This is a genomic window from Taylorella asinigenitalis MCE3, from assembly GCF_000226625.1.
GTDB classification, from domain to species: Bacteria; Pseudomonadota; Gammaproteobacteria; order Burkholderiales; family Burkholderiaceae_B; genus Taylorella; species Taylorella asinigenitalis.
Window position 1 is genome coordinate 601,638 of the sequence record NC_016043.1, and the last position, 12,738, is coordinate 614,375.

General features: G+C 38.1%; 12 protein-coding genes and 1 other RNA gene. 10 read left to right on the forward strand and 3 right to left on the reverse strand.

Annotated features, from left to right (window positions below):
• The first annotated feature begins 2 nt into the window (after positions 1-2).
• A complete protein-coding gene (locus TASI_RS02930) occupies positions 3-938 on the forward strand; it encodes an SDR family oxidoreductase (RefSeq protein ID WP_014111271.1) in 936 nt (311 codons plus the stop codon).
• Positions 934-1,251: a transfer-messenger RNA gene (gene ssrA / locus TASI_RS07785) on the forward strand. The genes TASI_RS02930 and ssrA overlap by 5 nt, the downstream gene beginning before the upstream one ends.
• Here the strand turns inward: ssrA and TASI_RS02935 are convergent.
• The 3 genes from TASI_RS02935 to ompA all read right to left on the reverse strand — a co-directional run bounded on the left by TASI_RS02935 (position 1,249) and on the right by ompA (position 3,263).
• On the reverse strand, positions 1,249-1,923 hold the full coding sequence (locus tag TASI_RS02935) for an HAD family hydrolase (protein WP_014111272.1): 675 nt from the start codon (positions 1,921-1,923) through the stop codon (positions 1,249-1,251). The two genes, ssrA and TASI_RS02935, sit on opposite strands and share 3 nt — an antisense overlap.
• On the reverse strand, positions 1,913-2,623 hold the full coding sequence (gene ubiG / locus TASI_RS02940; protein ID WP_044978003.1) for a bifunctional 2-polyprenyl-6-hydroxyphenol methylase/3-demethylubiquinol 3-O-methyltransferase UbiG: 711 nt from the start codon (positions 2,621-2,623) through the stop codon (positions 1,913-1,915). Before ubiG ends, TASI_RS02935 begins: the two co-directional genes overlap by 11 nt.
• Positions 2,624-2,693: 70 nt before the next feature.
• Complete coding sequence (gene ompA / locus TASI_RS02945) at positions 2,694-3,263, reverse strand: outer membrane protein OmpA (RefSeq protein ID WP_014111274.1); 570 nt, start codon at positions 3,261-3,263, stop codon at positions 2,694-2,696.
• A 424-nt stretch (positions 3,264-3,687) separates the two neighbouring features.
• Here ompA and gyrA point away from each other — a divergent pair, with 424 nt between their 5' ends.
• The 8 genes from gyrA to TASI_RS02985 all read left to right on the forward strand — a co-directional run bounded on the left by gyrA (position 3,688) and on the right by TASI_RS02985 (position 12,735).
• Positions 3,688-6,372 (forward strand): DNA gyrase subunit A, encoded by a 2,685-nt coding sequence (gyrA, locus tag TASI_RS02950; RefSeq protein ID WP_014111275.1) that lies wholly within the window; start codon positions 3,688-3,690, stop codon positions 6,370-6,372.
• A complete protein-coding gene (gene serC, locus TASI_RS02955) occupies positions 6,372-7,502 on the forward strand; it encodes a 3-phosphoserine/phosphohydroxythreonine transaminase (protein ID WP_014111276.1) in 1,131 nt (376 codons plus the stop codon). Before gyrA ends, serC begins: the two co-directional genes overlap by 1 nt.
• On the forward strand, positions 7,495-8,589 hold the full coding sequence (gene pheA, locus TASI_RS02960) for a prephenate dehydratase (protein WP_014111277.1): 1,095 nt from the start codon (positions 7,495-7,497) through the stop codon (positions 8,587-8,589). The genes serC and pheA overlap by 8 nt, the downstream gene beginning before the upstream one ends.
• Position 8,590: 1 nt before the next feature.
• Positions 8,591-9,463 (forward strand): prephenate dehydrogenase, encoded by an 873-nt coding sequence (locus TASI_RS02965; RefSeq protein WP_014111278.1) that lies wholly within the window; start codon positions 8,591-8,593, stop codon positions 9,461-9,463.
• Positions 9,460-10,119, forward strand: coding sequence for a (d)CMP kinase (gene cmk, locus TASI_RS02970; RefSeq protein WP_014111279.1), 660 nt, complete (start codon positions 9,460-9,462; stop codon positions 10,117-10,119). The genes TASI_RS02965 and cmk overlap by 4 nt, the downstream gene beginning before the upstream one ends.
• A 146-nt stretch (positions 10,120-10,265) precedes the next feature.
• Complete coding sequence (gene rpsA, locus TASI_RS02975) at positions 10,266-11,975, forward strand: 30S ribosomal protein S1 (protein ID WP_014111280.1); 1,710 nt, start codon at positions 10,266-10,268, stop codon at positions 11,973-11,975.
• On the forward strand, positions 11,975-12,304 hold the full coding sequence (locus tag TASI_RS02980; RefSeq protein ID WP_014111281.1) for an integration host factor subunit beta: 330 nt from the start codon (positions 11,975-11,977) through the stop codon (positions 12,302-12,304). The genes rpsA and TASI_RS02980 overlap by 1 nt, the downstream gene beginning before the upstream one ends.
• Positions 12,305-12,399: 95 nt before the next feature.
• Positions 12,400-12,735, forward strand: a complete 336-nt coding sequence (locus tag TASI_RS02985; protein WP_014111282.1) for a LapA family protein — start codon at positions 12,400-12,402, stop codon at positions 12,733-12,735.
• The last annotated feature ends 3 nt before the right edge of the window (positions 12,736-12,738 follow it).

A 12,738-nucleotide genomic window follows, 5' to 3' on the forward strand; every position in this document is an offset into this window, starting at 1 on the left:
ATATGGCAGCGGCTCTTAAAGCCCCTCCTTACAAATTCGCCGTAATAGTTGGCGACTCTGGACAGTTGGGGCTTACATTTAAATATTCCAGACATATATATAGTATTTGCACGAGATATGAATTTTTTCCTAGCTCATCCTTAGATGCACACGAAAATTTTCGAGCTCTCAAGCGATTTCTAGATGCTTACAAACCTGATTTAGTAATTAATACAATTGCTTATACTTCAGTAGATGAGGCCGAAAATAATAAAGAAGTCTCCTATGTTATTAATGCTGTGCTACCTAGGACTTTAGCTCTATGGTGCTTCTACAACAAGGCGGCAATTGTTCATTTCTCTACTGACTATGTCTATGATGGAACCTCTAAGGAACCCTATCCTGAGACTACACTACCTTGCCCAATTAATCAGTATGGTCTTGATAAATTAACTGGTGAACTCTATATAATGAAGGAAACCCCTGATTTTTATATCTTTAGGACTAGTGCTTTATATAGTCCCTTTAGGGTGAACTTTGTTAAGAAAATTTTTTCTAAATTAACTAACCCTAAAAAGCAAGGCCCATATAGATTTAATGTAGTAAGAGATCAATTTACTGTACCCACATCTAGTGAATTTTTGCTTGAATACATGTTTAAGATTATCAGTAAGAAAGCATTAGGGGTTTTTCATGTAGTTCCATCTGGATACAGTAGTTGGTATGAATTTGCCTTAATGATTCGTTCTGAAGGTATTAAATGGAGTAATTTGAGCCCTAGAGCTCCATTAATTTCTCCAACTAAAACTAGGAAAGATCATAAGGGTGCTAATCGCCCAGAGTTTTCCGTATTAGATAACTCTAAGATGGCGAAACTTTTAAGAACTACTATTCCCGAATGGGATGAGGTTTTTCGTGATTGTTCTGATGAACTACTATCTGTCCTTAGGGATAGGTGACATTAGTCATTGATTTTGTTAAAATTAACTTTAAGCTGTATATCTGATAGACTGAATTATTTTTGGACGCGGGTTCGACTCCCGCCGTCTCCACCACTAGGGCATTTATCAGAGTGTTTTATTGGAGGGGACGTATTGGCTTCGACAGGGATAACTAGGAATATTGGCAGTCGGTAGGCGATGACCGTAAATCAAGCACATCTATAAATGCTAACGATGATAAATTTGCATTGGCAGCTTAATTAAACAAGCTCCAGGAGTGTGATTCACTTGGCAACAGAACGAATCAAGGCAGCTTCGGCTGCCTTTTTTATTTAAATAATTTATCTATTCCAACAGTAATTTCAGCTGGTGTATGGGCTATGAAATCTGCACCCCATTCGGGAATCATTTCAGGTTCAGGACAATATCCATATGTCAGGATTATTGTTTTCATGCCCGCAGCCTTACCAGCTTCAATATCTCTTTGATCATCTCCAACATATATGCAATTGCTAGGATTTACACTAGCTTGATCACATGCTAAGAATATAGTATCTGGGTGAGGCTTACTTTTGGGAGCTGAATCTCCATAAGTAGATGAAATAACCCGATGAGTTAAATTAAGAAAATTTAGCAATGGAATGGTTAGATTAGATGGTTTATTTGTGACAATGCCCCAAGGAATCCTCTTATTATCTAAGTCTTCCAACATTTCAGGTATCCCATCAAAGAAACGAATATTTTGAGTCAATCTTTCCCTATAATCTGTAAGATATTCTTCTCTGATTAAATCGTAGTCTGGGTCCTCCTTTAAAAGACCTATAGCTTCTTTTAACATAGCTGGAGTACCACGAGAAACGAAGTTTTTTAGATATTCAAAGGGGAGAGGCTCTTTATTTCGTTTTAATCTTTGCAAATTTGCACATTCCACCAAATCTTTAGCAGAATCAACAAGAGTACCGTCAAAATCAAAAAAAACCGCTCTAGAGACCTTAAATTCCATGCTTTTTAACTGCCAACATATAATTTATATCAAGCGATCCACTCAATTCATAATTACCCGTAAGTGGTTTATATTCAAAACCAGTGGAGTTCAATAAATCAAGATTGTACATTCTAGCAAAACGCATAATTTCACTAGGTTTTAGAAACATACTATGATTATGGGTGCCTTTAGGAACCATACCAAGAATATATTCAGCAGCAACAATGGCTAAAGCGTATGATTTAAAGTTTCTGTTAATAGTGGAAAAAAATGCAATGCCACCAGGTTTTAGTAGGGTAGAAATTGCTTCAATTAAACTTTGAGGATTTGGTACATGTTCAAGAAGTTCCATGCACGTAACAACATCATAAGTTTGTTTATGAGATATTGCATGATCTTCAGCAGATTCCACTAAATAATTTATTTTAAGACCACTCTCAAGGCTATGAAGTTTAGCTACGGTTATAGATTCTTTTGCTAAATCTATACCAGTTACATCTGTAATGCCTGAGCTAACTAGGCTTTCAGTTAGGATACCACCTCCGCACCCAATATCTATTAACTTAATATCTTTTAGAGGTTTATCAATATTGGATAAAATCCAATTCAATCTAATTGGGTTAATATCATGAAGTGTTTTAAATTCACTAGATTTATCCCACCATTTTGAGGCAATGGATGAGAATTTTTCAATCTCTGTGTCGCTTACATTTGTCATAGTTTTAAAGAAATGAAAATGGCCCCTAACTGGAGCCATATTCATTTTTAAATAATATCTAGTTTAGAAATTATTTAGGTGTACCAACCATCTCGATATCTACGCGACGGTTTTGAGCACGACCTTCACGAGTGCGGTTATCTGCTACAGGTTGAAGTTCACCGCGACCAGAAGCGATGATTTGTTCAGCTGGGATACCTTTGTTTACAAGGTAGTTTTTAACTGTAGCTGCACGGCGTTCAGAAAGTTTTTGGTTATATGCTTGAGTACCGATAGAGTCAGTGTGACCAACAGTAATCAATGATTCAAGAGTTAAATGAGTTACTTGTTCAGCGATTTGATCTAGAACAGCACGACCTTCAGGTTTAAGATTTGATTTGTCGAAATCAAAGAAAGTATCTGCATTGAAAGTAACTTTGTTTGCTGTAATAGGAAGTGGAGTACCGTCAGCAGCTACTGCTACTGTGCCACCACACTCAGGAAGTGCAGTTGCAGGAGTCCAGAAGTCATTCTGCCAGCAATCACCGAAGTCATTTACTACAGGGTCACCGAAGTCACTAACCCAGTTATCTACTGTTTGAGCTGATGCAACGCCAGCTGAGAAAGCAAAAGCAATTGCTAGAGCGAATTTAGAGGTCATTTATATTTCTCCTCGAAGAGCTAAATGTGCTAAAAAAAGATTCGCAGCGCGTGACGCCACATAATTAAAATTCAGGGATAGTATACCAATCATTACGGTCATATTCAAAACCTTTTGACGGTTTTTCCCTTATTTCCGTAGTTAATATTACGTTATTTAGGCAAATATTGTTATTTTTGTAGGTCAAAATAAGGATACAATGCAAAAAAGTGTCGTTTTTTTTGAACAATAGTTGCATATTTCATACATTTTTGTGACTGAATTATCGATCAAAACAAGTGAATTCCGCTTAAAAATTTACGTTTAGAAACACAAGTTAAAGCAATTTCTTAAGTTTATTTGTAACTTGAAACGAAACTGTATTGAAACACCCCTCAAATGCTAAAATTCCAAGTTAAGCAAAATAAATAAAAAAGTGAAATAAATGGATTCTTTCGCAAAGGAAACCCTACCTGTATCTCTTGAAGAGGAGATGCGTCGTAGTTACCTAAGTTATTCAATGAGTGTAATAGTAGGCAGAGCATTGCCAGATGTTAGGGACGGTTTAAAACCTGTTCACCGTCGTGTTCTTTATGCTATGCACGAACTATCTAATAGTTGGAATAAGCCCTATAAAAAATCAGCCCGTATTGTGGGTGATGTGATTGGTAAATACCATCCTCACGGTGATTCTGCTGTCTATGACACTATAGTTAGAATGGCTCAAGATTTCTCTATGAGATATATGCTTGTTGATGGACAGGGTAATTTTGGGTCAATTGACGGTGATGGTGCGGCTGCCATGCGTTATACAGAAATTCGCCTCGAGAAGATCGCCCATGAGATGCTATCAGATCTGGAAAAAGAAACTGTTGATTTTGGGCCAAACTATGATGGTAGTGAGTTCGAACCGAAAATATTGCCAACTAGGATACCAAACCTACTTATTAATGGCAGTTCTGGGATTGCAGTCGGGATGGCTACTAACATTCCTCCACATAATCTATCTGAAGTAATTGAAGGATGTCTATATTGTCTTAAAAATCCTGATTGCTCAATTGACGAATTAATTGAATATATTCCAGCCCCTGATTTTCCTACGGGCGGAATTATTTATGGGTACAGTGGTGTCCGTGAAGGCTATCGTACAGGACGTGGTCGTGTAGTCATGAGAGCCAAAACTCATATAGAGAATTTTGAAAAAGGTAATAGACAAGCCATTGTTGTAGATGAAATTCCTTATCAAGTAAACAAAAAAACTCTCCAAGAGAAAATAGCCGAACTAGTTAATGGAAAGAAAATTGAAGGCATCTCCGATATTAGAGATGAGTCAGATAAAGATGGAATGAGACTAGTTATTGAGCTTAAACGTGGAGAGGTGGCTGATGTCATCCTCAATAACCTGTTTAAGTTAACTCAGCTACAAGATACTTTTGGTATGAACTTGGTAGCTTTGGTTAATGGTCAACCTAAACTTCTAAATCTTAAAGAACTTGTAGTCTATTTCTTGCAGCATCGTCGTGAAGTTATCACCCGAAGAACTGTTTATGAATTAAGAAAGGCTAGAGAAGAGGGACATAAGTTAGAAGGCTTAGCTGTTGCACTGGCTAATATAGATGAATTTATCCAAACAATTAAATCATCTGCTTCTCCAGACGAGGCCCTTGAGCGCTTAATGAGTAAAGGGTGGGATTCGTCTTTAGTCAAAAGCTTGCTATCTAGAGTGGATGAAGATCAAACATTGGGTGGCTTTAAAGCCTATAGACCAGAGGGGTTGCCTGAAGAATATGGTTTGCGAGAAGACGGATTGTATTATTTAAGTTATGAGCAAACACGTGAGATTCTTAATATGAACTTGCGTCGACTTACAGGCTTAGAGCAAGAGAAAATTATTTCTAGCTATGAGGCTGCGATGGAGGCTATTACGGATCTTTTAGATATTCTAGCTAAGCCTGAGAGGATAACTACAATTATCGGAGAGGAACTCATTGCCATCAAAAATGAGTACACTCTAAAGGATACTCGTCGCTCTCAAATCGAATATCAAGCTGCTGAATTTGAAACTGAAGATTTAATTACTCCTATGGATATGGTTGTTACTCTATCCAAGGAAGGTTATATAAAGAGCCAACCATTATCTGAGTATCAAGCACAAAATCGGGGTGGTCGCGGCAAAAAAGCCACCGAGATGAAAGATGATGATTATATCCAACAGCTGTTTATCGCTAACACACACGATTATGTTTTATGTTTTTCAAGTTTAGGTCGTTTACATAGGCTTAAAGTATGGGAGGTACCTCAAGGGACGCGTACGTCCAAGGGGAAACCTATCGTTAATCTTTTTGATTTACAGGAAAATGAAAGGATAACGGTAGTATTGCCAATTAAACAATTCTCAGATGATCAATTTATTTTCTTAGCTACAGCTAAGGGCATAGTTAAGAAAACCGCTCTGTCTCAATATTCAAGCACTCGTAAGATGGCTGTTATAGCTGTCACTTTGGATGATGATGACTACTTAGTTGGGGCTGAATTAACAGATGGTAATAGTGACATTATGTTGTTCTCTGATGCGGGCAAAGCTGTGCGTTTTGATGAATCGTCTGTTAGGGCTACGGGCAGGTCATCGCGAGGTGTGCTTGGCATGAGATTGGAAGAGGGACAAAAAATTATTTCACTTATTGTCTCGAAAGATGAACAGGCAAGTGTCTTAACTGCCACTGAAAATGGATATGGTAAAAGGACAGCTGTTACAGATTATACGCGTCATGGTCGTGGAACTAAAGGTATGATTGCGATTCAGACCAGTGATAGAAACGGTAAAGTTGTAGCTGCTGTATTAGTTCATCCTGAAGATGAGATAATGCTGATTACCACTGATGGTATAGTGGTTAGAACTAAGGTTGAGCAGATTCGTGAAATGGGCAGGGCTACTCAAGGTGTGACTTTAATTAGAGTGGATCAAGGTACGAAACTTTCTGGAGTTCAGAGAGTTGTAGAAACTGTAACGGAAGGCGATTTAGGACAACAGGAGACTGAGGATGAGGAAGCATTGCCACAGTCATCTGAAGTGGAAGCTGATTCGCAAGATAGTGAGAATCCAGCTAGTAATTCTGAGGGAGATGAATAATGAGTGTTTGGAATTTTTCTGCTGGTCCAGCAAAACTTCCACGTCCAGTATTAGAACAAGCTGCATCTGAAATGCTCGATTGGAATTCTAGTGGTATCTCTGTTATGGAGATGAGCCACAGATCTCCAGAATACGAGCAAATTTTGTCAGATGCATTGACAGATTTTAGGGATTTGTTTGCTGTTCCCGATGGATATTCGATTTTATTTATGCATGGAGGAGCTACGGCTCAAAATGCATTGGTGCCTATTAATTTAATAGCTAGTCGTGATGCCCAAAAGGCCGATTATGTGCTCACTGGTACTTGGTCTATAAAATCTCATAAAGAAGCACAAAGATTTGCAGATGTTCAGGTAGCCGCAAGCAATCAAGTGGAAAAAGAAATAGACGGCGTTTTGTATAAATCAGGAATGTGGATGCCAGAAGTTTCTGACTGGAAAATTAATCCAGACTCATCATATGTTCATTTTTGTTCTAATGAAACTATAAGTGGTTTAGAGATGAAAGATTTGCCGAATATGGCCAATCTAGGGGCTCCTGACGTACCTATGGTTATTGATATGTCCTCTCATATTCTATCTAGACCTATAAATTTTGATGGTGTAGGCTTGATATATGCAGGAGCTCAAAAAAATCTCGGCCCTGCGGGTGTAACTGTTGTTATTGTTAGAGATGATTTGATTGGGTTTACTAAAGATATTTGTCCTTCCGTATTTAATTACGAAAACGTAAAAGGAGGAAATTCTGGCTTTAATACCCCTCCTGCTTATAACGTATATATTTGCGGTTTAGTACTTAAATGGTTGCGTTCAAAAGGTGGTCTAATGCCTATTCACGAGCAAAATCTAGCTAAGGCCCGATCCTTATATGAATTAATCGATAAATCTCAAGGGTTTTATAAAAACGAGATTCAGCCTAAATATAGATCTGATATGAATGTGACATTTACATTGCCATCAGAAGAGCTTCACAATTTATTTTTAAAAGAAACTAAAGCGAATGGTCTTTTAGGATTGAAAGGGCATAAATCGGTAGGTGGAATTAGGGCTTCAATTTATAACGCAATGCCTATTGAAGGTGTTCGCGAACTGGCTGAATTTATGGACAGCTTTGTAGCTCAACATGGATAAACAAGATGAACTAGCTCTCCGCTTAGAGCCGCTTCGTCAGCAAATCGACGAAGTTGATTGTGCTATTTTGGAGTTGCTTGATAGGCGTGCTAGTTTAGCTATCGAAGTAGGGGAATTTAAGAAAACTCACGGCTCTGATACGGATGTACTTAAACCTGAACGTGAGGCTAAGATTTTTAAGTCTTTATCGGAGAAAGCAAAGGTTTTTCCTTCTATAGCGGTGCAAAGTGTATGGACTGAGATAATTTCTGCTTGTCGTGGTTTAGAAAAAAAATTGACCGTTGCATATCTCGGCCCCAGCGGCTCATTTTCTGAAGAAGCGGCTTACAAACTTTATGGCCACTATATCGACAAAAAGCCATGCACTACATTTGAGGAAGTTTTTAAAGCAGTAGAATCAAAAGAGGCAGATGTTGGAGTCGTACCAGTTGAAAATTCTACCGAGGGAATGGTAAATACCACACAAGATTTGTTTTTGACTTCTAAATTAAAAATTCATAGTGAATGTAATGTGGAAGTAAAACATTGTTTACTGCATAAAAATGGCCAAATGAGTGATGCAAAAAAACTTTATGTTCATCCTCAGACTCGCGGGCAATGTCATAAATGGCTAATACAGAACTTGCCTAATATTGAGATAATTACGGCAAAAAGCAATTCAGAAGCGGCCATGCAGGCATCGGCAGATTCTGCGGCACTAGCAATTGCTAGTGAGAGTGCTGCGGAAATTTATGGACTCAAGTGCATTGCCACAGGAATACAAGATTCTTCAAGCAATAAAACTAGGTTTGTAGGCATAGGGCATATTGCACCCAAACCAAGTAATAATGATAAAACAAGCTTAATTTTTGCGGCCTCAAATGAAGCAGGAAGCGTATATAACCTGCTATTTCCGTTTGCCCAATATGGCCTATCTATGAGTAGATTAGAATCTCGCCCATTTAAAAATGGAGAATGGGAATATTATTTTTATGTCGATCTTTTAGGGCATGCACAAGAGGCAAATGTCTCTCAAGCATTAGATCTTCTTAAGAGCAAAGCACCATTTGTGAAAGTGCTGGGCTCGTATCCAAAGGCTAGTTCATGATATGACTATGATTAAGAACTTAGGATTAATTGGTGTGGGGCTGATTGGTACCTCAGTTCTTTTGGGTCTATCAAAGAAAAATTTAGTCTCTCGTGTGTATGTTTACGACACTAATAGTGAGAATATTGACTATGCCATCAAAGAAGGATGGGTGGATGAAAAATCTACTATAGATGAAATAGCTAAGAAGTGCGATTTCGTAATCATTGCCACTCCGACAAAGGCGATTATTAATGTTCTTAAGCAGCTAGCATATAATTTGAACCCAAATGCGACGGTCATAGATGTAGGAAGTACAAAGGCAGAAATTATCACTTATACGCTTCAGAATTTTCCCCATCTTAAATCATGCTTTGTGCCATGTCATCCAATAGCTGGATGGCATACGAATGGCCCTCATTCTGCGAATCCTAATTTATTTGTGAACCGCAATATAGTGATTACGCCTTTTAATGAGACTCCCTCTGAACGCCTAGAGTTTGTTAAAAAATTGTGGGATTTGCTTGGGGCAAAAGTAAATTTAATGACTAGCTTCGAGCAGCACGATAAAATATTTTCTGCCCTTAGCCATCTGCCTCATTTTATTGCCTCTTCATATATGGAATATTTAATGAAGAATGTGCATTTTCGCGACAATATCGATTTGGGCGGAACGGGGTTTCGTGATTTTTCCCGCATTGCAGGCGGATCGGCTCAAGTTTGGACCGATATTTTTCTTAGTAATCGTGATGTGCTTTTGGAGCAAATTAGTAACTTTGAAACTCATTTAAATATGATGCGAGAGTTTATTGATTCTGGGGATAAACTGAAGATTATGGATTGGCTTGAGAGAACATCAAAGTTGCGTAATTCTTGGAAGGGAATTATCGAGTGAAATTAATAACTATTGATGGGCCAAGTGCTTCTGGAAAAGGCACTGTTAGTCAAAGAGTTGCTGAAATTTTGGGCTGGGATGTGTTGGATTCTGGTGCACTTTATAGGCTCTCAGCCCTTGCATGCCTCAATTTAAGTACAGATTTAAAGAATATTCAGGATGTAGTCTCAGTAATAAAAAATATGCAGATTAATTTCTGTGATGGTCTTGTGTTTCTTAATTCCAATAATGTGACTGATGCCATTCGTACAGAACATGTTGGCAATGTTGCCGCTCAACTCGCCACAATCCCAGAAGTTAGGAAGGCGTTAGTAAATCTCCAACACAGTTTTTTAAAGGAAAAGGGGCTTGTTGCTGATGGTCGAGATATGGGGACAGTTATATTTCCACAGGCACCCCTAAAGATATTTTTAATTTCTGACTTAGAAACTAGAGCACTTCGAAGATTCAATCAAATAAAAGACAAAAACCCGAATATCACTCTTGATGCTATTAGGAATGATATGAGAAAGCGAGATGAACAGGATAGAAACAGAAGCATTGCCCCATTAGTGGCTGCAAAAGATGCCATTACCATTGATACTACTTCAATGAGTATTGATGAAGTTGTTAATTTCATAATACAAAAATGGAAAATCTTAGAAAAATTCTCCTAATTATTTGATTATCAAGAAATTTTTAATTAAAATATCAATCTTTTTTTAGTGCCCTATTTATAGGGTTTTTTTAACTCCACTGGTTACTTAGTAATTGGTGTGCATATTTGGGATTAGGCAAACTGTTTAATCTCTTGGATTTATTAATGTCTCAAAATCTTAACTTACAAGAAGCCCTCGGGGGCGAAAGCTTTGCTGATCTGTTCGCTAACGCTAATCAGCAAGAAGTCAAATCAGGTGAGGTAATCACCGCAGAAGTTGTTCGAATCGAACACAATCATGTAGTGGTAAACACTGGACTTAAATCTGAGTCTATGGTGCCACGTGAAGAATTCCTTAACGATCAGGGTGAACTTGAAGTAGAAGTAGGCGACTTCGTTTCAGTTGCAGTTGACTCTCCAGAAAATGGTTTTGGTGAAACTGTTGTTTCTCGTGATCGTGCTAAACGTTTGGCTGCATGGCTCAAACTGGAGGAAGCACTTAACTCTGGTGAGCTTATTACTGGTACCATCACAGGTAAAGTTAAAGGCGGCTTAACTGTTATGACTAACGGTATCCGTGCTTTCCTTCCTGGCTCACTTGTTGATGTACGTCCAGTTAAAGACACAACTCCTTTTGAAGGTAAAACTATGGAGTTTAAGGTCATTAAACTTGACCGCAAACGTAATAACGTAGTTCTATCACGCCGTTCTGTTCTTGAATCTAATATGGGTGAAGAACTTCAAAAACTTCTTGAAAATCTTCAAGAAGGTTCTGTGGTTAAAGGAACTGTTAAAAATATCACTGAATACGGTGCATTCGTAGACTTAGGTGGTATCGATGGTCTTTTACATATCACTGATATGGCATGGCGTCGTGTTCGTCATCCATCAGAAGTATTAACCGTTGGCCAAGAAGTAGAAGCTAAAGTTCTTAAATTCGATAAAGATAAAAATCGCGTTTCTCTCGGTATTAAACAACTTGGCGAAGATCCATGGGTTGGCTTAGCTACTCGTTATCCGAAAGATTCTAAACTAACTGGTAAAGTTACAAATATCACAGAATACGGTGCTTTCGTTGAAGTTGAAACTGGTATTGAGGGTCTTGTTCACGTATCTGAGATGGATTGGACAAACAAAAATGTCGATCCTCGTAAAGTAGTTTCTCAAGGTCAAGAGATTGAAGTATGCGTTCTTGAAATTGATGAAGACCGTCGTCGTATCTCTCTTGGTATGAAACAAGTTCAACCAAATCCATGGGAAGAATTCGCTAATAAACATAAACGCGGTGACCGTATTAAAGGTGCTATTAAATCTATAACAGATTTTGGTGTATTCATTGGTCTTGAAGGTGGCATAGATGGTCTAATTCACCTATCTGATCTATCTTGGAATGAGCCAGGTGAAGTTTATGTACGTAAACTAAGCAAGGGCGACGAGATTGAAGCCGTTGTTATTGCCATCGATACTGAAAAAGAACGTATCTCATTAGGTCACAAGCAACTTGAAGGTGATCCGTTCACTATGTATACCTCGACTCATGAGAAATCTGCTCTAGTTAAGGGTGTAGTGAAATCTGTAGAACCTAAAGGTGCTACTGTTACCTTGGATTCTGATGTTGAAGGATACCTTCGTGCATCTGAAATTTCAAATGGCCGCATCGAGGACGCGACTACTGTTCTGAAAGAAGGTGATGAAGTTGAAGCTATGATTATTAATATTGATCGTAAAGCTCGTTCAATCCAACTTTCTATTAAAGCTCGCGAAAATGCTCAAACAGCTGAGAAGCTTGAATCACTTAAAGATTCATCTTCTGGAACTACAAGCCTTGGTGCACTTCTTAAAGCAAAAATAGATCAAGCTAAAGATAATAAATAGTGACAAAATCTGAACTTATTGATGCACTGGTTGCTACTTACCCACAATTTGCAACCCGTGACATGGATATAGCCGTTAAAACTATTCTTGATGCGATGACTAATTCCTTAGCGGATGGTCAAAGGATCGAGATACGAGGGTTCGGTAGTTTTTCATTGTCACAACGTGCTCCGCGTGTGGGCCGCAATCCTAAGACTGGAGAAGTCGTTGAGGTCGTCGGTAAACGAGTACCTCACTTCAAAGCTGGTAAAGAGTTGCGAGAAAAGGTAGATGAGGTCTTTAAGAAAGAGTTAAATCCAATAATTACAGAGGATAGCTTTCTTTCTTAATATTTCTTTTACTAGTAGCCTGAACATTAAGTTCAGGCTTTTTTTTACTCTAATTTTTGTCTTACAATATGGAAAAATGAAATTTTGAGGTCTATATGAAAATAGTTGTCTGGGCTATACGCATTATTCTTTTTGTTTTAGTTATATTGTTAGCCATAAAAAACACCGCTCCTGTAGACATAAATTTCTATGGAAATCTATCGCTTAAACAGGTTCCATTGATTGTTGTAATCCTTACAAGTTTTCTACTTGGTGGTGTTTTAATTTATTTACTTACATTGCCAACTAAATTAAGCAGAGGCGTAGAATTAAGTCGCCTGCGTAAAGAAAATCAGATTTTGAAATCTGACCTTGAGCACACTCATAGAAAAGAACAAATTGTGCCTGTTTCATCTCCAGACGGCTTTGTAGTAACGGAAAAAGTTCGCTAATAG

Coding starts and splice junctions, on each gene's coding strand:
- serC (WP_014111276.1), top strand. CDS start 6,372: ATGAGTGTTTGGAATTTTTCTGCTGGTCCAGCAAAACTTCCACGTCCA.
- TASI_RS02985 (WP_014111282.1), top strand. CDS start 12,400: ATGAAAATAGTTGTCTGGGCTATACGCATTATTCTTTTTGTTTTAGTT.
- rpsA (WP_014111280.1), top strand. CDS start 10,266: ATGTCTCAAAATCTTAACTTACAAGAAGCCCTCGGGGGCGAAAGCTTT.
- TASI_RS02935 (WP_014111272.1), bottom strand. CDS start 1,923: ATGGAATTTAAGGTCTCTAGAGCGGTTTTTTTTGATTTTGACGGTACT.
- TASI_RS02930 (WP_014111271.1), top strand. CDS start 3: ATGGCAGCGGCTCTTAAAGCCCCTCCTTACAAATTCGCCGTAATAGTT.
- gyrA (WP_014111275.1), top strand. CDS start 3,688: ATGGATTCTTTCGCAAAGGAAACCCTACCTGTATCTCTTGAAGAGGAG.
- ubiG (WP_044978003.1), bottom strand. CDS start 2,623: ATGACAAATGTAAGCGACACAGAGATTGAAAAATTCTCATCCATTGCC.
- TASI_RS02965 (WP_014111278.1), top strand. CDS start 8,591: ATGACTATGATTAAGAACTTAGGATTAATTGGTGTGGGGCTGATTGGT.
- ompA (WP_014111274.1), bottom strand. CDS start 3,263: ATGACCTCTAAATTCGCTCTAGCAATTGCTTTTGCTTTCTCAGCTGGC.
- pheA (WP_014111277.1), top strand. CDS start 7,495: ATGGATAAACAAGATGAACTAGCTCTCCGCTTAGAGCCGCTTCGTCAG.